At 41.9% G+C, this 19917-nt stretch carries 18 protein-coding genes; 12 read left to right on the top strand and 6 right to left on the bottom strand.

All coding sequences use genetic code 11. From position 1 onward, the window contains the following. Window positions 1-23: 23 nt before the first annotated feature. Entirely contained in the window at window positions 24-686 is a 663-nt protein-coding gene (gene rpiA / locus ACXAEY_RS13535; RefSeq protein ID WP_474812527.1) for a ribose-5-phosphate isomerase RpiA, read from the bottom strand. A gap of 226 nt (window positions 687-912) precedes the next feature. Between rpiA and gndA the strand changes: the two genes are divergently transcribed. The 3 genes from gndA (at window position 913) to ACXAEY_RS13520 (ending at window position 4307) form a co-directional block, all read left to right on the top strand. Next, a complete protein-coding gene (gndA, locus tag ACXAEY_RS13530) occupies window positions 913-2325 on the top strand; it encodes an NADP-dependent phosphogluconate dehydrogenase (RefSeq protein ID WP_270181506.1) in 1413 nt (470 codons plus the stop codon). A 142-nt stretch (window positions 2326-2467) separates the two neighbouring features. After that, complete coding sequence (locus tag ACXAEY_RS13525) at window positions 2468-3736, top strand: MFS transporter (RefSeq protein ID WP_474812525.1); 1269 nt, start codon at window positions 2468-2470, stop codon at window positions 3734-3736. Next, a complete protein-coding gene (locus tag ACXAEY_RS13520; RefSeq protein WP_270181508.1) occupies window positions 3690-4307 on the top strand; it encodes a TetR/AcrR family transcriptional regulator in 618 nt (205 codons plus the stop codon). The genes ACXAEY_RS13525 and ACXAEY_RS13520 overlap by 47 nt, the downstream gene beginning before the upstream one ends. A 26-nt stretch (window positions 4308-4333) precedes the next feature. On the opposite strand, the gene ACXAEY_RS13515 is transcribed toward ACXAEY_RS13520, so the two are convergent. Together ACXAEY_RS13515 and zwf are read right to left on the bottom strand one after the other, a co-directional pair. Then, window positions 4334-4957 carry a cyclase family protein gene (locus tag ACXAEY_RS13515; protein WP_270181509.1) on the bottom strand — a complete coding sequence of 208 codons (624 nt, stop codon included), beginning with the start codon at window positions 4955-4957 and terminating at the stop codon, window positions 4334-4336. A gap of 74 nt (window positions 4958-5031) precedes the next feature. Further along, window positions 5032-6528 (bottom strand): glucose-6-phosphate dehydrogenase, encoded by a 1497-nt coding sequence (zwf, locus tag ACXAEY_RS13510; protein ID WP_474812522.1) that lies wholly within the window; start codon window positions 6526-6528, stop codon window positions 5032-5034. A 378-nt stretch (window positions 6529-6906) separates the two neighbouring features. Between zwf and ACXAEY_RS13505 the strand changes: the two genes are divergently transcribed. From ACXAEY_RS13505 to ACXAEY_RS13480, 6 genes are all read left to right on the top strand, one after another. Continuing rightward, window positions 6907-7497: a putative periplasmic lipoprotein gene (locus tag ACXAEY_RS13505; protein ID WP_270181511.1), complete on the top strand. Its 591-nt coding sequence runs from the start codon at window positions 6907-6909 to the stop codon at window positions 7495-7497. Window positions 7498-7619: 122 nt separating this feature from the next. Continuing rightward, entirely contained in the window at window positions 7620-8150 is a 531-nt protein-coding gene (locus ACXAEY_RS13500) for a DUF420 domain-containing protein (protein ID WP_270181512.1), read from the top strand. Window positions 8151-8573: 423 nt separating this feature from the next. Continuing rightward, window positions 8574-9281 (top strand): purine-nucleoside phosphorylase, encoded by a 708-nt coding sequence (deoD, locus tag ACXAEY_RS13495; protein WP_270181513.1) that lies wholly within the window; start codon window positions 8574-8576, stop codon window positions 9279-9281. Window positions 9282-9397: 116 nt separating this feature from the next. Then, window positions 9398-10849, top strand: a complete 1452-nt coding sequence (locus tag ACXAEY_RS13490; RefSeq protein WP_270181514.1) for a spore germination protein — start codon at window positions 9398-9400, stop codon at window positions 10847-10849. Window positions 10850-10886: 37 nt separating this feature from the next. Next, window positions 10887-11972: a GerAB/ArcD/ProY family transporter gene (locus ACXAEY_RS13485; RefSeq protein WP_474812520.1), complete on the top strand. Its 1086-nt coding sequence runs from the start codon at window positions 10887-10889 to the stop codon at window positions 11970-11972. Between the two features lies 1 nt (window position 11973). Beyond that, window positions 11974-13062, top strand: coding sequence for a Ger(x)C family spore germination protein (locus tag ACXAEY_RS13480; RefSeq protein ID WP_474814830.1), 1089 nt, complete (start codon window positions 11974-11976; stop codon window positions 13060-13062). Here the strand turns inward: ACXAEY_RS13480 and ACXAEY_RS13475 are convergent, their stop codons facing one another. Further along, on the bottom strand, window positions 13063-13680 hold the full coding sequence (locus tag ACXAEY_RS13475) for an NAD(P)-dependent oxidoreductase (protein WP_270181516.1): 618 nt from the start codon (window positions 13678-13680) through the stop codon (window positions 13063-13065). 231 nt (window positions 13681-13911) lie between these two features. On the opposite strand from ACXAEY_RS13475, the gene ACXAEY_RS13470 reads away from it, so the two are divergent. Together ACXAEY_RS13470 and ACXAEY_RS13465 are read left to right on the top strand one after the other, a co-directional pair. Further along, window positions 13912-15096, top strand: coding sequence for an amidohydrolase (locus ACXAEY_RS13470; RefSeq protein WP_474812518.1), 1185 nt, complete (start codon window positions 13912-13914; stop codon window positions 15094-15096). A 30-nt stretch (window positions 15097-15126) separates the two neighbouring features. Next, on the top strand, window positions 15127-16977 hold the full coding sequence (locus ACXAEY_RS13465; RefSeq protein ID WP_270181518.1) for a helix-turn-helix domain-containing protein: 1851 nt from the start codon (window positions 15127-15129) through the stop codon (window positions 16975-16977). Here the strand turns inward: ACXAEY_RS13465 and ACXAEY_RS13460 are convergent. Beyond that, entirely contained in the window at window positions 16968-17252 is a 285-nt protein-coding gene (locus ACXAEY_RS13460) for a hypothetical protein (protein WP_270181519.1), read from the bottom strand. The genes ACXAEY_RS13465 and ACXAEY_RS13460 overlap by 10 nt on opposite strands. A 201-nt stretch (window positions 17253-17453) precedes the next feature. Between ACXAEY_RS13460 and ACXAEY_RS13455 the strand changes: the two genes are divergently transcribed. Continuing rightward, complete coding sequence (locus ACXAEY_RS13455; protein WP_474812515.1) at window positions 17454-19256, top strand: ATP-binding protein; 1803 nt, start codon at window positions 17454-17456, stop codon at window positions 19254-19256. Between the two features lie 99 nt (window positions 19257-19355). Here ACXAEY_RS13455 and ACXAEY_RS13450 read toward each other — a convergent pair whose 3' ends face one another. Next, a complete protein-coding gene (locus ACXAEY_RS13450; protein WP_474812513.1) occupies window positions 19356-19592 on the bottom strand; it encodes a helix-turn-helix domain-containing protein in 237 nt (78 codons plus the stop codon). Window positions 19593-19917 lie beyond the last annotated feature (325 nt).

The following is a 19917-nucleotide window of genomic DNA, read 5'->3' as shown; positions in this document are numbered from 1 at the left end:
CGGCTCATCAGCCGGGATTTCTTTTATTCGATAACCGTGACCCCGCCATCGCGACCGATAAAGGCTTGTTCAGCCATTCCGATGAATAGCCCGTTTTCAACGACACCTGGAATGGCGTTGAGCCACTCATGGAGCTTAGGAGGAGAAGGAATACTGTCGAACGAACAATCCACGATCATATTCTCGTTGTCTGTAATGAATATTTCTTCTCTGTTCATTCGTAGCTTAGTTCTGCAGCCAAGTCTTGAAAGAGCGTCCATCGTCTTCTGATAGCCAAACGGAACTACCTCGACGGGAAGGGGAAATGCTCCAAGCTGTCTCACAAGTTTATTTGAATCTGCAACGACGATCATCTTCTTTGAGTGATAGGCGATCATTTTCTCACGGAGTAGTGCGCCACCGCCACCTTTAATAAGCGTTAGCTGTCCATCCAGTTCATCAGCACCATCGATCGTTAAGTCGATCTTCTCTACCTCACCTAACGTGACGAGTGGAATGCCATGCTCACGAGCTAATAATTCTGTTTGTTTAGATGTTGGGATACCTGTGATCGAAAGGCCATCCTTTACCATTGATGCAAGCTCCAATATTGTATAATGAACAGTACTCCCCGTTCCGAGACCGACGACCATTCCATCTTGAACGAGGTGAGCAGCACGCTCACCAGCTACTTTTTTCTCATTCACTCTAGTCACTCCTTTTTTGTTACCTTCTTTTATTTTCCCATTCATTCTAAAATTACTCACCCTGAGGTTGTAACCTTTGCACCAAAAGCATGAAAGACGTATAATGCATACTGTCAGGCTGTATGAGTAACCGTAAGGCGTGCATACTATAAAACACTGTTTATGGTATACTTTCAAGTGCAGTCACCCGAGTAGAGTATTACAGTATAAAGTTGGAGGGTAAAACATGTCAAAACAACAAATCGGTGTAATCGGTCTTGCCGTAATGGGAAAGAACCTTGCCATGAATATCGAAAGTCGCGGTTATTCTGTTTCTGTCTATAACCGTTCAGAAGGTAAAACAAAAGAAATGATGAGTGAAGTTGAAGGACGTAACTTCCAAGATACATATAGCATTGAAGAATTCGTTCAATCACTAGAAAAACCAAGAAGAATCTTGCTGATGGTCAAAGCAGGCGGACCAACAGACGGAACGATCGAACAGCTTATTCCTCATCTTGATAAAGATGACATCATCATTGACGGAGGAAATGCATTCTTCAAGGATACGCAAGCTCGCTCTGAGCAATTGAAGGAAAAAGGCATCCGTTTCATCGGAGCAGGTGTTTCAGGTGGAGAAGAGGGGGCGCTTAACGGCCCATCGATCATGCCTGGTGGACAGCCTGATGCTTTCCGTGAAGTTGAAAATATCTTTACAGATATCGCTGCAAAAGTAGACGGCGAAGCGTGTACCACGTATATCGGTCCAGACGGAGCGGGTCACTATGTGAAAATGGTGCATAATGGTATCGAGTATGGTGATATGCAGTTGATCTGTGAAGCTTACTATATGATGAAGCACGTGCTAGGACTATCAACTGACGAGCTTCATGAAGTGTTCAAAGAGTGGAATGAAGGCGAACTCGATAGCTACCTGATCGAGATCACTGCTGACATCTTTACAAAGAAAGATCCTGAAACAGGCAAAGCGCTTGTAGATGTAATCCTTGATACTGCTGGTCAAAAAGGAACTGGTAAATGGACGAGTCAAAGTGCGCTTGACCTAGGTGTTCCTCTATCGATTATCACAGAATCTGTATTCTCCCGCTTTATTTCTGCAATGAAAGACGAGCGTGTGAAAGCAAGCAAGATTCTGAGTGGTCCTGATGTAAAACCATTTGATGGCGATAAGAAAGAGTTGATCGAAAAGATCCGTAAAGCCCTTTACCTAAGTAAAATCTGTTCGTATGCACAAGGTTTTGCTCAAATGCGATCTGCTTCAGATGAGTACGATTGGAACCTCGACTACGGCAGCATCGCTATGATCTTCCGTGGTGGTTGCATCATCCGTGCAGGCTTCCTACAAAACATCAAAGAAGCTTATGACCGTGAAGCTGGCTTAACGAACCTACTACTAGATCCTTACTTCAAAGAGATCGTTGAATCGTACCAGAGCGCTGCACGTGACGTTGTATCACTTGCTGTACAGCGTGGGATCCCAGTTCCTGGTCTATCTAGTGCACTTGCTTACTACGATAGCTACCGTAGCGAAACATTGCCAGCGAACTTACTACAAGCACAGCGCGACTACTTCGGTGCTCATACGTATCAGCGTATCGACAAAGAAGGCGTCTTCCACACAGAGTGGCTTGAAGATTAATCGTAATCGAAATAACACGCTTGACCTACTAAGGTCAGGCGTGTTTTTTATGTTCTGAAAAAGAGGGTTGAAAAAAGACACGGGTGTCGTTATAATGAGAGTAACAAAAAAGACACTAGTGTCGTTTTGAGGAGGCGTTCGTATGGAAGGATCACTACTACGTAACAAAGGGTACATTACGCTTATGGTTGCACAACTCATCTCAAGCATCGGCGACTGGTTAAGTATCGTTGCCATCATCACGATGGTTGGATTAAAGTGGAACGCATCACCGATCGAAGTATCACTTATCATCCTTTGTCTTGCTGTGCCAATGGCGTTGTTTGGGCCGTTTGCTGGTACATTTGCTGATCGATTCAACCGAAAAACATTGATGGTGGTTTCGGATCTCGTTAGAGCAGGCCTCGTCATCATGCTGATCTTTGCTACAACGATTTGGATGGTTTACATTTGTTTATTTGGTATCGGGTTGTTTGCTGCACTCTTCATCCCTGCAAAAAATGGAAAGTTAAAAGAACTAGTTCCTAATCATCAAATGAAGAGTGCGATGTCGATTACATCGATGATCGATTCTGGAACGAAAGTGCTTGGACCACTACTCAGTGGATTGCTCGTAACAGCTTTTGGTTCTACACCTGTATTCGTCATCGATTCAGCAACTTTTATCTTATCCGCAATCCTTCTCATCACGTTGCCTGCTAGCGCATTGGCTGAACCTTTAGAAAGTGAAAAGAGTAAGAGCTCATCGTTTAGAAAGGATTTTGTAGAAGGTGTGAATTTCATGAAAGGGAATCAGTTCTTGTTAGTCGGCCTTTCGATTCTCACGATCAGCCTCCTTATTTTGCAACTATCGGATTCACAAATCATCGTCTTGATCAGAGAGTTAACCAACGCATCTCCTGACTTGTTCGGTATCATTGTGACAGGTTCTGGTCTCGGAATGTTTTTCTCCGGTTGGATCCTCTCAAAAAAGACAGACTATAAACCGATTCTCCTCATGCTGTTTGGTGTTTTTGGAATGGGCGTAAGCTTTGGTTTATTAGCAGTCTTTACTGGTATGGACCTCGCACACTCAATTTTATGGGGACCTGGTCTTGGACTCGTAGCCGGTTTCTCGGCTGGGATCGTATTTATTCCTTTCCAAGCTGCTGTTCAAACGGATACACCGGTACACATAACGGGAAGAGTATTTGGGGTGATCAATAGCACAACAACAACAGCTACGATTATCGGTCCATTATTAGGCGGAATTCTCGTAACGGTATTCGGGGTGATCCCAATGTTTATCACAACTGCATCATTACTTGTTATCATGTCATTAGTAGGACTGCTGTTTAGATCAAAAATAGAACGGAGTGAGAACGATGTCTCCAAAGGTGAGCAAGGAGCACAAGGAGCAGCGTCGAGCTGAGTTGTTAGAGGCGGCTAAAACTGTTTTCATAGAACGTGGCTATGAGCGTGCAACGATGAAACACATCATGGAAGAAGCGAATGTAAGCAGAGGGGGTCTCTATCAGTACTTCTCTAGTAAAGAGGATGTTTATGAGGCAATTCTAAAAGAAGGCCTAGAAACGGCTATGGAGGACACTGAGGAAGTTCTTAAGAAAGAGGAGCTCACTCACTGGGCACTTCTTATGAAACGGTTATTCGGAGAAGAGCAAGAGCTAGATGAGATGGATCCGATGGCACCATCGAATCTTGAATTCTTCATCACGGGTCGTAACGATGAACGACGAAGGAAGTATGGAAAAGAGCGCTACTTTTATGGGTTAAGCATTTATCATGACGTGATTAAGAAAGGACAGGAGAGTGGTGAGTTCAGCTCGAAGTTCGACAGTGAGATGATCGCGCGGTCAATCATTTCATTCGTTGATGGACTTGCGCTCGATTACGCGATCCTAGACCGAGAAGATATCAAGCTAAAAGAGCAGTCGATCATGTTCATCGAGTATTTAAAGATGGCGCTTGAGGTAAAAGAATAAGCCGGGGAAGTATCCCCGGCTTTTTATTATGCTTCTTTTAAGCCTTCGAACAATAGCACACGTGCAGGTGATGCATCCGTGCCTTGAAGTTTCAGTGGTGCTGCAACCATGAAATACTGACCAGCATCGACATCTTTCAGGCGAAGACCTTCCATGATGATGATATCTTTCTCGAAGAGGGAACGGTGCGTTGGGTGATCCGGCTGGCTTCTTTCGATTCCAAGACCATCGACACCTACACCTTTAATACCGCATTCTGCAAGGTGACGTGCTGCATCTTCACCTACGAATACAAACTCGAAGTTAAATTCTTCTTCAAACGAGTTCTGTGACTTGAATAGAATGAAATCATCTTTTTGAATATCTTCAGACTCGATATCAGATTTTGTGATTGCCCCTTTAACGTTTGTAACGTCGATCACCTTTACCGTACCGACGAGGTCTTCTTGATTGATCGTTTCAAACGTTGCACCATCGTTCATCATGTGAAGAGGAGCATCAACGTGTGTACCAGTATGAACGTCAAGTGAAAGGCGAGATTCCGTAACATGACCATTCGTCTTCGTTTCGATTTCTGGCTGCTTTTCTTCTTTGTTCTTATAAACTGCCATTCCTTTAAAAATTGGTGCGCTTACATCATACATTTTCATCGCATTGCACTTCCTTTCATAGTAGTGAATATGAGAAAGAAAAAGATACGCTGTGCACGTATCTTTTTCTATTCTTATTTGTTTTCTGGTAACGGCCACCAGTGGAAGCCGTCTTTTTCAAGCAAGTCATCAGATGCCTGTGGCCCCATCGATCCTGAAGCGTAATTAGGGAAGGTAGGCTCCTTCTCATTTGCCCAAGCGATCGAGATCGGGTCGATGAACTTCCAAGAAAGCGCTACTTCATCCCAGCGAGTAAAGTTTGTTGCATCTCCTCGCATCACATCGTGTAGCAGGCGCTCGTATGCTTCAGGAGAGTTGATGTAGTTCTCCTGTTTGTTGTTAAAGTTTAATTGAATTGGCGTCGTTTTACGCATATCTCCTGTGTCTTTCGCATTCAAGTGAAGAGTCATGCCTTCTTCAGGTTGAATGTGAATCACAAGAAGATTTGGACCGAGCTTTCCGCTCTGTTCCTTGTAGAGGTTCATCGGCATATCTTTGAACTCGATGACGATTTTAGTAGATTTACTCGTCATACGTTTACCAGTTCTGATATAGAACGGTACGCCAGCCCAGCGGAAGTTATCGATCATCAGTTTCGCGCCAACAAATGTTTCTGTATTCGATGCTTCATCGACGTTTTCTTCTTCACGGTAGCCTTGTAAATGGGTACCGTTCACTTCACCAGCATCGTACTGACCGCGAACGAAGTATTTGCTAACCTCTTCAGGTATAACGGCTCTAAGAGCACGTAAAACTTTTACTTTCTCACTACGAATTTCTTCTGTCGATAAACTAGCTGGTGGCTCCATAGCGAGCAAGGACACCATCTGAAGCATATGGTTTTGCACCATGTCTCGTAAGGCACCTGATTTTTCGTAATAGCCGCCTCTGTTTTCAACGCCAACCGTTTCGCTAGAGGTGATCTGGATATTTGATATGTAACGATTGTTCCAAAGCGGTTCGAACAGTGCGTTCGCAAAACGAATCGCTTCGATGTTTTGTACCATTTCTTTTCCTAGATAATGGTCGATACGATAGATTTCATCCTCTGAGAACACTTGGCGAATTTCATCGTTAAGCTTTTGAGCAGAGGAGAAGTTATGACCGAATGGCTTTTCGATCACAAGACGATTCCAGCCATCGCCTTCGATCAATCCTTCAGCATCAAGGTTAAGTGCAATCGTTCCGAAGAACTCTGGCGCCATCGCCATGTAGAAAATACGGTTTCCTGGAATATTGAATTCTGTATCAAGCGATTCAGTCAACGCTTTTAAATCTTGATACGATTCACTTTTTGTCACATCGAAAGGTTGATAGAAAAAGTGATCGCTGAATTGTTTATGCTTATCATCCTTGTCCATGCATGCCGTATCGATCACTGCATCATGTACACGAGAACGAAATTCTTCATTTGAAAGCTTTCTGCGAGCTACACCAACAACAGCAAAATCTTCTTCAAGTTCACCTTTGCAATATAAGTTATACAACGAAGGGAAAAGTTTACGTTTTGCTAGATCTCCCGTAGCTCCAAATATGACGATAACAGAAGCCTTTTTGGATGGTTGATTCATCTTTCTGACCTCACTTTTCATTATTGCTGTTCCAGAGGGAACGGATTCAAACGGAACAGTGCGACATTTGTATCGTTAATCACGAAACAGACACTACAATTTGATTCGAATGATTAGTGCGACGATCCCATAACTTATGAGTTATCGGGTTCCCAAGTAAAAATTTTATAGCTTTTTCCTACTAAAATCAAATTGTGAGATTGAGGATTACTCTCTAGTTACCCGTTTGAACCTATTATCATAGAGATGTAAGCGATGACAGAACGAATAAAATTTATTTGGAAAATTCCCGTCTTTTAGACGATATGAATGATTGTGGGCTCGAACGGCGAATATAGTTAACAACGAATCAGCTTAACAAAAGGGGGATGATTGACGATGCGTAAAGGAGTCATCTGTTTGTTCCTTGCAGTATTATTGGTAGGCTGTACGAACGGACACGTTGAGGAAAAGCCTGTGGAAGCAGAGAAACCTGTTAGTGTGATGGAGCGGTCGTACAACGTCCTTTCCGCAATAAAGAACGAAGAAATGGAGGCACTTTCGAACGTCGTTCATCCGACGAAAGGATTGCTGTTCTCACCTTATACGACGATCGACAAGAAGAGAGCGCAAGTCTTCATGAAAGGCCAGGTCGAAAAGCTCTTGGAGTTTGAAAAACAGTTTGAGTGGGGTGTGAGTGCTGGGAAAGGAGATCCGATTCGGTTGACCCCACGTGAGTATTTTGATCAATATGTATATGATGTTGAATTTCTAGAAACAGATTTTGTAACACAAGACGGGATGTACAAACAGACAAACAGTGTCGAGAACATCCATGAAGCATTCCCGGAAAGTACGTATGTGGAATATTTTGTTCCTGGATCTGAAGAGTATGAAGGGATGGACTGGAAAAGTCTCAAACTCGTTTTTAGCGATTATGAAGGTGAGCCGCACTTAGTCGCGATCGTTCACGATCAATGGACGCCGTAATGTGAACAAAACGTGAATGGAGAGGAAAATATCTTTCTACAGTTGACTGCAAGTAGTTGCTCAATAAGGTAAACTTTCTTATCCTTAGTATGTACATCTCAGTGATAAGGAGTAGAATCCCAATGAATGAAGTAAAACAACGTAACTATACACCATGGATTGTAGGGCTATCGATCGCTGTCAACGTGCTCGTTGTCGTTCTGTTTTTACTACCAGAATACAACGGTGAAGTAGGATTTGATATTACGATCCTTCCATTATTAAACGCGATTTTAAATAGCTTCACGTTTGTGTTTTTACTAGCTGCCCTGATTTTTATTTTACAGAAAAACGTGAAAGTGCATCGACGCTTTATCTTTGCAGCCTTTACGACGACGGCATTATTTTTACTATCCTATGTGACGTATCACGGTTTATCTGAATCGACTTCGTTCGGTGGAGAAGGAATCATCCGTTCGATCTATTTCTTCATTCTCATCAGTCATATCATTCTTGCTGCAGCGATCGTGCCGCTGGCGCTGATCACCGTAGCGCGTGGTTTGAACATGCAAGTCGAGAAACATCGTAAGATCGCACGGTGGACCATGCCGATCTGGCTGTATGTCAGCCTGACTGGTGTGATCGTCTACTTGATGATCTCTCCGTATTATTAAAAAAGCGCTGACTCGAGCGCTTTTTTTGTTTGGGAGAGGGTGGTCGAGGCGGTTTCGCCGATAAAAGTGGAATATCGCTGATAAGTATGTGATTTTCGCTGATATATTTGAAAAATCGCCGATATAATGAATTTTTCGCTGATATCCAGTTGCATTTCGCTGATATCTGCTAATCCGCATTTCCAATACATCACCTCAGCGCAACTTATTGTCCAAACCGCACACGTTATTAGCTAAATTCAAGATTTATTAGCTAAAATCGCTTTTTATTGTCCAAACTTCAAATTTTATTAGCGGAAACTACCCAAAATCCGCATACCATTCTGTAAAATATGGAAACGTAACAAAAGGCGATTCATACTGGATTGTCTTGTCATCTTATGCTACTTTTGATAGTGAATGAAACTCAAGGAGGAAACACAAATGAGCGTACATATTGGAGCAAAACAAGGCGATATCGCTGAAACGATTTTACTACCAGGAGATCCACTTAGAGCAAAATTCATCGCAGAGACGTTTCTTGACGATGTGGTTTGTTTTAATGAAGTAAGAGGAATGCTCGGGTTTACGGGTACATACAAAGGCGAACGAGTTTCTGTAATGGGAACAGGAATGGGTGTACCGTCAATCTCGATTTACGTAAACGAATTGATCCAGAGCTATGGCGTTAAAAATCTTATCCGTGTTGGGACTTGCGGTGCGTTGAAGAAGGAAGTAAACGTGAGAGACGTCATCCTAGCGATGAGTGCAACGACTGATTCTGGCGTGAACCGTCTTCAGTTCGACGGCATGGACTTTGCACCGACTGCAGATTTCAACCTACTGAAGAATGCGTATGACGCTGCAGCAGAAAAAGAAATGAGCGTACATGTTGGGAATGTGTTCACTAGTGATTCATTCTATCGTGACAACCCAGAGATCTTCCAGAAGTTATCTGATTATCAAGTGCTAGGTGTAGAGATGGAAACTTCTGCTCTTTACACGATCGCAGCGAAATACGGCGTGAACGCACTTACTGTATTGACGGTAAGCGACCATATCGTGACAGGAGAAGAAACAACTTCTGAAGAACGTCAAACGACGTTCAAAGATATGATGGTCATTGCGCTTGAAGCATCGTTAAAAAAATAATACATCGTAAGAGGCTGTCCAAACGACAGCCTCTTTTTTTATGGCTCACAACGTCCAACGCATATTCTTATTGTTTAGCGTCATGCTAAGAAGAGCTAACAGTTGGAGGATTCGTTATGGTTAGAAGGTCGATAAAGCGAAGAAGAAAATTACAAGAATCAGAAGAAAAGGATCTTACCAATGAAGCAACTCTTCTAGAGCAAATTGAGCATCAGTTTGAAGGATGTGCAGATCTCTCTAAGAGGTTTTTGCCTGATTTACAGCTGCATCTATTTTATTTTCAACATTTACTTGATGACGAGATGTTTCAAACAGAATTGTTAAAACCTCTTTATCAGGTTAGAGAAGATGAGATGTTGACCGTCTTTAATCGCTTTACATACATGGCTTCCGACGACATACATGAGATCACTCAAAAGATTTTAAACGGTTATGCCGGTATCTTGTTTCAAGACAAGGTGTATTTGATCGATCTCTACGGTCCAAAAGAGAGAAGCATTGAACCGTCTGAGACTGAGGGAACGATAAACGGCCCACATGATGCTTTTGTTGAAAGCAGTTCTACGAACCTCTCCCTGATTAGAAGAAGATTGAAGAGTTCAGATTTAAAGGCTTTGGATGTTTCTGTTGGGGAAGTTACGAACGGGACGGTTACCTTACTCTATATTCAAGGAATCGCGAACGAGGAGCTCGTCGAGAGACTTAAAACTCGTGTTCAGTCGATCAAGATCGATGGTGTGTATGATTCTCATATGCTTTCACAGTTAATTGAAGATCATCCATACTCGCTCTTTCCTCAACATGTGTTAAACGAAAAACCGGATTCAGTAACGGCTGAGCTCGTTGAGGGGAAGGTCGCCATCCTTTTTGATGGCAGTCCGTCTGTCATCATCACGCCGTCTACGTTTTTTGATTTTTTCCAAGCTGGTGATGATTACTACCAGCGCTGGCTTACAGGTTCAGCGACAAGACTATTACGTTTTGCAGCATTTCTTATCACCATTTTATTAACTGCTCTATACGTATCAGTCACAACGTATCAATATGAAATGATACCTGAATCTCTTCTGCAGACGCTCGTTGAGTCACGGAGCCGCGTACCGTTTGCACCGATTTATGAAGCGTTGATGATGGAGATTACCCTTGAACTTCTTAGGGAAGCTGGAGCGAGATTACCTACGAAAATCGGACAGACGATCGGAATCGTAGGGGGTATCGTGATCGGACAAGCTGCTGTACAAGCTGGTTTTACGAGTAACGTTCTTATCATTGTAGTTGCAAGTTCAGCGATCTCCTCTTTTGTCATTCCGAGCTATGTGATGAGTGCAAGTATTCGGTTAACGAGGTTTGGTTTAATTATTCTTGCTGGAATTCTTGGGAATTTTGGGATTATGGTCGGACTTACTGTTCTAATCATTCATATTTGTGGGTTAACTAGTGCTGGTGCTCCTTATACTGCACCTCTATCTCCTTTTTTTAAAAAGGACTGGAGAGACTTTTTGATCAGAGCTCCTTTTTCTTCAATGAAAACGAAGCCGACAATTTCAAAGAGCTCACAAAAACGATGAGTGTATAACGAAACGCATAGGGAACTGAGGGATGAGAATGTCTGAAAAGATTGCTCCTTTTCATCTAGCTATCTTAATCTATATGATCCAATCGGGAGTAACGCTTACAAAACTACCTCGTTTGCTTGCTGTTGATTTTGGAACGAATGGATGGATCATGGTCATCCTCGTTTCATTCGTTGCGTGTTGTAACATCTTTCTAATCGGTCTTGTGAATCGAATTGGTGAAGGGAAGGACCTGTTCGACATCATGGAAGCGCTGATTCCTCGAGGTGTTATGGCACCTTTTTATCTTCTACTCGCATTTATCTATTCCGTGTTAGTCATTCTTATCGGAAAAGATTATGTTGTGATCACACAGGTGCTTTCATTCCAAAATACAAACGCATATTACTTTATCATCATCATGCTGCTTCTAGTCATTTATCTAGTAAGTAAAGACGTGTATACCATTACAAAGGTGACTGCTGTGTTTTTTGTTTTTACGGTTTGGATGACATTACTTATGTTCTATCACTTTCCATATATGTCTTTTACAAGAATGACGCCATTCTTTTTAGCAGAAGGAGAGAACTTTCTCTTAGGATTTATCAATCTCTTCACAGCATTTCTTGGTTTTGAACTTGTGGTCTTCCTCTTTCCTTATATCGATCGGTCGAAGAAAAAGTGGTTTCGAAGTGTTTATATCGGAAATATGATCACAACCTTCATTTATTTAGCGATATCGATCGTCTCCTATATGTTCTTTTCACTTGAGCAGCTAAAGTTAACGAGTTTTCCCGTCCTAAACTTAATTGCTTTCATAGAAATAGAGTTGATCGAGCGAATAGAAAGCTTTATCTTCACGCTGTTTTTGATGAAAATTGTGGTGTCGATCGTGATGTATATTTGGGTTGCAAAACTCCTATTTAAGAGAGCTCTCCCAGTCGTTCCGGATAAATGGGTAACCCTCATTCTTATTTTCTCAGGACTAGCCATTACTTTTAATGCAAACTTGGAGTATGAGATAGGAGAGTGGTTGAATATATTTGGCCTGATAGGAGCTAGCATCGCAATAGCATTACCTCTCATCTTGCTTACAGTGTTAGGCATTCTGAAAATAAGGAGGAGAAATCGTGCGTAAAATGAGCTGTGTGGTCATCCTTGCCTTCATACTGCTGACAGGTTGTAATGACCAAAAAATCATCGAACAACTTGGGATCGTTAGTTTAATCAGTTATGACGATATTAGTGAATCGGAAGAGCACAAGATGAAAGTAACGGCTGTGATTCCTGATTACTCCATCGAAGCAACATCAGAACAAGAAATACTTGAGGCAGAAGCAAGCCTTATGAAAGAAGCTGAAGAGAAATTGGCGAATCAGACGCGCCAAAAATTAGTGAATGGGCAAATTCGTTCTGTGATATTCGGAGAAGATTTAGCATCTAAGGGAATCAAGGATATCATTCAAGCGATGGAAAGGGAGCAAGAAATAGGTTCACGTGTGAAGGCGATGGTTGCAGAGGGCGAAGCTGTAGCCATCTTAAAGTCAACAGGTGTTGAAAACATCGGTGATTATATGGAAAAAATGATTAAGAAAGCTGCCGAGGAATATTTAGTTCCTAATTCAGACATCCACATTTTTTACAGAGATCTCCTCGATGATGGGATTGACCCTGTAACGCCTTTAATAGGACTGACAGAGGGGAGAGCTAATCTAAAGGGGACAGCGTTATTTAAGGACGATCGGTATGTAGGCAGTTTGAATTCAGAGTTATCTCGAATCTTCTTAACACTATACGGCAAAGTGAATTCGAGTGAGTTAACGGTGAAGATGCTAGACGGAGAGCATATGCGCTATATTAACTTTAACTATAATGAAAGTGATCGAGACGTTAAGGTGAAGAAGAAGGGAAAGGACATCACTGGAATCGAGATTAAGATCGATTTAAAAGGCTCGGTCCTTGAAGATACAAAAGAGGGCGTGATCTCCTCTCCTGAAGAAAGTAAAAAGATTGAAAAGCTAACAGAAGACTATATCACACAGAATGGAGAAAAAGTTCTTTCCATTTTAAAAGAGAATCGCACAGACAGCCTTGGGTTAAAGCAGTATGTGCGAAATTCATTATCCTTTAAGGAATGGAAAGCGTTAGATAAAGACAGTATCCTTCAAACGACACCGATCACGTTATCGGTCGATGTGAAAGTGAAGGACACTGGAATGATGCAATGATCAGTAGCAAATCCCAACTCGCTTATGAAGATGGTTTCTTTCAAAGAGTTCTTTGTAAACAAAGTCCGCAGTATCTCCTACAGTAATTTTCTTGCCGTCTTCAGGTAAAACATCTTGTTCCGTACGGTAATGTCCAAGAGCTTCACCGTCAGGTAAGTAAGTTGGACAAACAATCGTCCAGTCTAGGTCCGTTTCTTTTAATACTTCGTAGACGCTCCGGTGTTCTTCAGCTGCTCTCGTCGTTTTCCTTTTTGATTCTGGTGATTCATATCGGAACAGCTCCGGGTTTGTCCGGCTATTCAGTATTCCTGCTGTTCCAACAGTAACGATCCTCTTAATATCATGCCTCTTCATCGTATCGATGATGAGCGGAGCGCTTTCAGATAACGTTGTTGTCTTATCTGTACTAAGAGCACTAACGATCACGTCAGCATTACGTGCAGCTTCATCGAGTTTCGATGCATCGAGCACATCACCTTCGATAATCGTAAGCCCTTCCTTCATTTGTAGCCTCTCTTTAGAACGGACGAGGACGGTCACATCATGTCCGTCTTCGACTGCTGATCTTAGTACGTGACTTCCGACTCTCCCAGTGCTACCTAATAGTAAAATGTGCATCGTATAAACCTCCTTGTACTCTTCCATTATTTTAGAAAAGTTCCATTATGATTGCAATGCAACCGACTTCCCGTAACAAACGACGCGCATCGTTCGAATCGTTATGGTAAACTGTTAGAAAATTTGCGATTTTAACAGAAAATTATTGTAATTAGCCTTTTTTTACCAGTCTTTTTTGTTAAACTACTCATAAGTCTAATCAACTTTGAACACAGGAGAGGGGTTAACGACATGAAGGAAACGTTACATAACAGACTCGAAGAACTATACCCAGATATGGTGTCACTCAGAAGAGATCTTCACCAGCATCCAGAACTTTCATTCGAAGAAATTCGAACTCCTGAATTGATCGCATCCTTTTACGAAAGTCTCGGGATGGAAGTGCGAACCAAAGTAGGAGGAAGAGGGGTCGTGGCGACGCTGAAAGGAAGAGAACCCGGAAAAACCGTCGCGCTTCGAGCAGATTTCGATGCTCTTCCGATTCATGATCAAAAAGAAGTTCCGTATAAGTCTACGGTTCCAGGCGTCATGCACGCTTGTGGACACGATGGCCACACCTCAACATTGCTTTATTTAGCCCAAGCGTTTTATGAGCAGAGAGAGAACCTGACAGGAACGATCGTTTTCATCCATCAGTTTGCTGAAGAGCTTGCACCAGGCGGAGCAAAACCGATGATAGAAGACGGTTGCCTCGACGGAGTAGATGCTTTATTTGGAACGCACCTTTGGTCTGGATTTCCTACAGGCACGATCGCTCACAGAGCGGGCGAACTGATGGCAGCAGCAGACTCATTTGAAATCGTCATAAAAGGTAAAGGTGGCCATGGCGGTATTCCGCATGAGGCGATCGATTCCATCGTCATCGCGAGTCAGCTCGTCGGAAGTCTACAGCAAATCGTCAGCCGTTCGATCGACCCTTCTAAAACAGCAGTCCTTTCTGTTGGGTCATTTCATGCTGGCTCTGCGTACAACGTCATATCTGAATCGGCTACGTTAACAGGGACTGTTCGAACCTTTGATATGGAAGTGCGTGAAGACATCGTAAAAAGAATGGAAAGAATGATCAAAGCAGCTTGTGACGCAGTTGGAGCCGACTATTCCTTCACATATAAAAGAGGGTATCCTCCTGTCGTTACTCATGAAGAGGAAACAAAGCTGCTCGCATCAGTTGCAGAAAAGATTGATGATGTGAACGAAACGATTGAAACAGACGCATTGATGGTAGGGGAAGATGTATCATACTACTTACAGCAAGTCCCAGGCACATTCTTTTTAACTGGAGCAAGAAGTGAAGAAATAAATGCCGTTTATCCGCATCATCATCCGATGTTCGATATCGATGAGAAAGCGATGCTGATCGCAGCGAAAACGCTTTGTGATGTTACATTAAAATATTTAGAGAAGACTCATAGATAGAGAGAGTTTACACGGATTGGGAGTGGACGTATGTCGAAAGGGTTACTAAACAATGAAGCTGAACTAAGTAAACGTCAACTTCATCTACTCATGGAAGTTTCCACGATTTTAAATTCATCTTTAAATTTTTACTCTGTTATACAGTCGGTGATTGAAGAGGCAGTTTCTGCGATCGATGCCGCTGAAGGAGGCATTCTTTTTCTGTTAGACGAAAACGAGGAGGGGCTGAAAGTCGCTGCTTCAACAGGGTTCAATAAAACGAGCCTGAATGAAGTCGTTTTGTATCCTGGAGAATCGATGACGGGGCTTTCGTTTGAAAGAAAGAAGACAATGCATTTTCCTACGAGTGAAAAAGCAGCCGAGGCGATGAGCACGATGACCTCACGTAATAAGGAGCTGTATCATGAGTCGGCAATCCGCTTACCGATGAGTACAGTTTGTGTTCCGATCAAGAAAGAATCTTCTTGTACAGGTGTGATCGTACTCGATAATTTTAATGAGATGAAGCAGTTTGAAGAGGAGGATATCAAGCTCGTTGAAGCGATCTCTTCACAAGCTGCAATCGCTATTGAAAATGCAGGGCTTTATGAAAATAAAAAAGCTTCGATCGAGAAATTAAAGACGTTTAATAAAACAGTCGTTGAACAAAACGAAAATCTATCAAAATCGGTTGAAACGCATCAATCTCTCTCTGATTTTGGGATGGAAGAGAACTCTTTTCAGAATATCTGTACCTTCCTAGCAAATTCAATCGACCGTCCAGTCGTGTTGTTTAGTGCTTTTGGAGATGTTCAAGCAACGAGCATAGAGGAGTTTCCTCACGTTGAAGAAATAAGGGAAGCCATTCATTGTAATATACGTTCTACTGAGAGAAGCATTGGAAAGAGTATGTTCCACGGAGACGGCTTTATGCTGTTCGCTTTAGGAAGGTTAACGTTTCCAACAGGCTATCTAGCGATCTTATCGAACGGCACTCAACTAACAAGGTTTGAACACTCTGCTATTTGGCATTCTTGTACCGTTGCTGGATTGCAGTTAATGAAGAAAGAAGGGGATGAGAAGGAAAAGCATCGGCTTACGAATGAGCTATTGATCAACATGATGTCAGTCGAAGGTGAGGATGCTGATGTTGACTATCTTGCCACGCGACTACATACGAGTGAAGACGGCTTATATACGATCTCACTTATCGATCTTCCTAAGGAAACGGGTCCAGATAAGGAAGAGTGGTTGAGGCAGTGTGTTCATGCTGCGATTCAGTATTCTATTTCTCAATCTCAATGTAAAAACATCCACGTTACGGAGTGGGGAAGGCAAATCGTTCTGCTCTTCTATTTTGACAAGGAGATAGAGCGTCACGATGCAATAGAGAAAGTCGACACTTTTGTTAAAAAGCTAACATCGCTACTGAACACAGTGATCGATGACCCGCAATACAGAATCGGAATAGGAAAAACTGTTAAAGGAATGCAGCAGCTGTTTGAAACGTTTAAAGAAGCCAAGAAAACCGTACTGTTTTTACGAAGGTTCGCCTTTGAGGGAAGTGTTGCTTCATATGCAGATATCGGAGCACTAAGGTTGTTGCTGAACAATAATGAAAAAGAGCTTTCCGATTACACCCTCGACTATCTAAGTCCACTATTGACGTACGAGAAACGTAGGAAAGGCGACCTTTTTCATACACTCTTCATCTATCTTTCTACTGGACAGGATTTAAGAAGAGCATCTGAATTACTTCATATCCACGTCAATACGATGAACTATCGCATACAAAGAATACAAGAAATCTTATCTGTTGATTTTAACTCACCTGGGGATTTATTAAATATTCAGGTCGCATGCAACATCTATAAATACCTTTATGATGTGAATCAATCTTGATCAGGTTCTAAGAATGGACGAAGTTTTCTAATGTATCTTCTAATATCAAACAATAGCTTCGTCTGCGTTTTTTTATCGCTTGTAAATGAGCGAACGTGTGAAATCGAAGGAAAGGCACCATGTTCATTGAAGCGGACTGGTAGGACAGCTTGTTTGAGCAAATCTCCTGATTTGCGATCGATCAACTCTACTTCTACCTCCGCTTCAAGCGTGCCTGGTATATGATAGTTTTCGAGTCGTATGACTCTCTGTACTTTGAATAGTAGTTGATCCATGAGAAGCCTCCTCTTCTATGATGGTACTGTTATTATAAAACACTCAAGAAGTCGTGCCTATAAATGGATGCGCTGCTTTGAGAAATTTAGGATATTTTGCTGAAAGATGGAAGGGTATTACAAAGAAATGTCTAATAGATTACATAACAATTCTATTTTTACATTGTGTTGCAATCATCCACAATTTGAGCGGGGTATTCTATGGGGAATTTCACCTATACATTTCACTTCTTTATTGTTGCACTGTCTATCTTCATGGTGGTGAGCTATGCCTATACGGCATTCGACTTTCATGAGCGATCATTAAATGCTACTTACAGAGCGAAGAGGCTATGGGTGATCGGAAGTTCGATTACGCTTGGTTCTGGTATTTGGATTCTTTATTATATAGGCTTGCATGGGTACTCGAGCAATATTACATCACAGTTCGATACACCGCGTTTCATTATGCTTTCTTTTATGCTACCGTTGCTCGGTTCGATCGCGACGTTTTTTTTACTTTCATTAAAGCTCGGTCGTTTTATTACTGTTTTGTTGTGCAGTATCTCTTTAACGATGACTTTGCTAGCTCTTCAGCTTTTGAGCTCTGTTTATATTTTAGGCATATCTTATAGTTTAGGTAACGTCTGGCAATTGGTCGTGACTGCTTTTATTGCTTTATTTTCATCGTTTAGTAGCTTTTGGATCGTATACGGTATGAGGAATGAAAAGCGTCAGTTTATTAATAACTTAGTCGGTGCTCTAGTAATAGGGTTAGGGATCGCATCTGTTCATTACTTCTCGATTTCTTATGCTTCTTCATCAACATCGTTTAACCTTGAAAACTACAGTGAAAACTCTATGATGCAATATCTTGTTTTAACTGCTGTTTTTATCGTAACGGTCCTTCTTCTAATTAGTGTCGTTAGAGATCGAAAGTTAGCATTAAAGACAGCTCAGCTGCGGGAAAGTGAACGACGCTATCTTTCTCTTGTAGAAAACAACCCAGATGGCATCATGCTCGTTGATCTTGAGGGAATGATCATCAACATCAATCCTGCTTTAGAGAAAATATCAGGCTATACTTTAAAAGAGGCAACAAATCTCAACTGTTATAACATCCTTTCAGGTGGAACGAAAAAAAGAACTATGAAGTGCTTTATAGAAGTAAAGAGAGGAGTTTCACAAAAATGTGAGTCAGCGATCCTGCACAAGATGGGACACTCTGTCAAAGTTAGGTTGATAATGATTCCTCATGTGATCGATGCTAGCATTAAAGGGGTTATCGTCATTGTAGAAGATATCACTGAGATAAAAGAAACAGAAGAGCTTCTCAGAAAATCTGAGAAATTAACTGCAGTAGGTGAATTAGCTGCTGGTGTAGGACATGAGATTCGTAATCCACTCACATCGTTAAAAGGTTTTGCAAACATCCTTTCAACTTCTACGACAGACGTGAAGTCGAAAGAGTTTTTACAGATCATGCTCTCTGAGATCGATCGGATCAATGTGATCGTTAGTGAGTTCATGCTCCTCGCTAGACCTCACGATAAAGAGTTCGCTCGATGTGACCTGATCTCACTCCTAAGGCATGTGGTTACATTGCTAAAAACACAAGCAATTTTAAATGACGTTGTGATTCGAACGCATTACGAATTTGATCGTCTCCTGATCACATGTGAAGAGAACCAGATCAAACAAGTATTTGTTAACCTTATTAAGAATGCGATCGAGGCGATGCCTGATGGCGGAATCATCACGGTGAAGGTTTTGCTGAATGAGGAGAACGAAGCGTTAGTTAGTATAACAGATCAAGGTGTGGGGATTTCAGATGAACAGCTGAAACGGATCGGTGAACCGTTCTACACGTTGAAGGAAAACGGTACGGGTCTAGGGATGATGGTAAGCTTCAACATCATCGAGAATCATGGTGGTACGCTTCAGCTGACAAGTAGTGAGGGAAAAGGAACCACTGTCGAAGTCGTCTTGCCTTCTGTTGAAGAAAATCTAATAATAGTCAATTAAAGCGCTGACAGTTGTCAGCGCTTTTCCTATTGTAGAAACATATTACATTTCTTTATTATTTGACCAAAAATCGGTTCCAGGGCGTAACGCTTGTGCGATCTAACTTCCATTTTTCGTCGGCTGCTCGAGATGGGGATGATCAAATCCTTTGAATTCTGAAGCGGGAATATCCAAAGCGGTCGAAATTTTTAAAAGCGTTTGCCCGTCAGGAGATTTGCGGTTTTCTTCGATCGCCTTCATCACACCTTTTCCAATGCGGACTTTCATGGCAAGCTCTTCAATCGTCATCCCTTTTTCAAGTCTATGTCTTCGGATAATTTCAGATAATCCATTCATTTTCTCTTCCTCCTATCAAATTTTTATTGCGGGCATTTGCCTATCGAGTAGCAGTTTATAGTGCTATTGTATAGACTGATTTGAAAGAAAACTGTGACATTCATCACGCATATGATTCTAAACGGCTATAAAATGAATAAAATAATGTTGACAAAGATGGCAGAACGCGATAGTTTTGTACTAAGGAAACATTTGTGTGTGAATGCATAGTGTGATAAAAAGTTGAAAGTCATAACTGACTTCCTTTTTTTTAACCAAGTTTTGCCCGGGGGAAACAAATATAAACGTGGCCAAGATTACTTGTCACAAATGCACCAAGCCACCT

Source organism: Anaerobacillus sp. ABA4_114, from assembly GCF_056159065.1.
The sequence above is the reverse complement of the archived record's forward strand: the minus strand, read 5'-3'. Positions and strand labels throughout refer to the sequence as shown.

Excerpts from the sequence above, each read along its gene's own strand:
- gndA (WP_270181506.1), top strand. The coding sequence starts at position 913 with ATGTCAAAACAACAAATCGGTGTAATCGGTCTTGCCGTAATGGGAAAG.
- ACXAEY_RS13525 (WP_474812525.1), top strand. The coding sequence starts at position 2,468 with ATGGAAGGATCACTACTACGTAACAAAGGGTACATTACGCTTATGGTT.
- ACXAEY_RS13520 (WP_270181508.1), top strand. The coding sequence starts at position 3,690 with ATGTCTCCAAAGGTGAGCAAGGAGCACAAGGAGCAGCGTCGAGCTGAG.
- ACXAEY_RS13515 (WP_270181509.1), bottom strand. The coding sequence starts at position 4,957 with ATGAAAATGTATGATGTAAGCGCACCAATTTTTAAAGGAATGGCAGTT.
- zwf (WP_474812522.1), bottom strand. The coding sequence starts at position 6,528 with ATGAATCAACCATCCAAAAAGGCTTCTGTTATCGTCATATTTGGAGCT.
- ACXAEY_RS13505 (WP_270181511.1), top strand. The coding sequence starts at position 6,907 with ATGCGTAAAGGAGTCATCTGTTTGTTCCTTGCAGTATTATTGGTAGGC.
- ACXAEY_RS13500 (WP_270181512.1), top strand. The coding sequence starts at position 7,620 with ATGAATGAAGTAAAACAACGTAACTATACACCATGGATTGTAGGGCTA.
- deoD (WP_270181513.1), top strand. The coding sequence starts at position 8,574 with ATGAGCGTACATATTGGAGCAAAACAAGGCGATATCGCTGAAACGATT.
- ACXAEY_RS13490 (WP_270181514.1), top strand. The coding sequence starts at position 9,398 with ATGGTTAGAAGGTCGATAAAGCGAAGAAGAAAATTACAAGAATCAGAA.
- ACXAEY_RS13485 (WP_474812520.1), top strand. The coding sequence starts at position 10,887 with ATGTCTGAAAAGATTGCTCCTTTTCATCTAGCTATCTTAATCTATATG.
- ACXAEY_RS13480 (WP_474814830.1), top strand. The coding sequence starts at position 11,974 with ATGAGCTGTGTGGTCATCCTTGCCTTCATACTGCTGACAGGTTGTAAT.
- ACXAEY_RS13475 (WP_270181516.1), bottom strand. The coding sequence starts at position 13,680 with ATGCACATTTTACTATTAGGTAGCACTGGGAGAGTCGGAAGTCACGTA.
- ACXAEY_RS13470 (WP_474812518.1), top strand. The coding sequence starts at position 13,912 with ATGAAGGAAACGTTACATAACAGACTCGAAGAACTATACCCAGATATG.
- ACXAEY_RS13465 (WP_270181518.1), top strand. The coding sequence starts at position 15,127 with ATGTCGAAAGGGTTACTAAACAATGAAGCTGAACTAAGTAAACGTCAA.
- ACXAEY_RS13460 (WP_270181519.1), bottom strand. The coding sequence starts at position 17,252 with ATGGATCAACTACTATTCAAAGTACAGAGAGTCATACGACTCGAAAAC.
- ACXAEY_RS13455 (WP_474812515.1), top strand. The coding sequence starts at position 17,454 with ATGGGGAATTTCACCTATACATTTCACTTCTTTATTGTTGCACTGTCT.
- ACXAEY_RS13450 (WP_474812513.1), bottom strand. The coding sequence starts at position 19,592 with ATGAATGGATTATCTGAAATTATCCGAAGACATAGACTTGAAAAAGGG.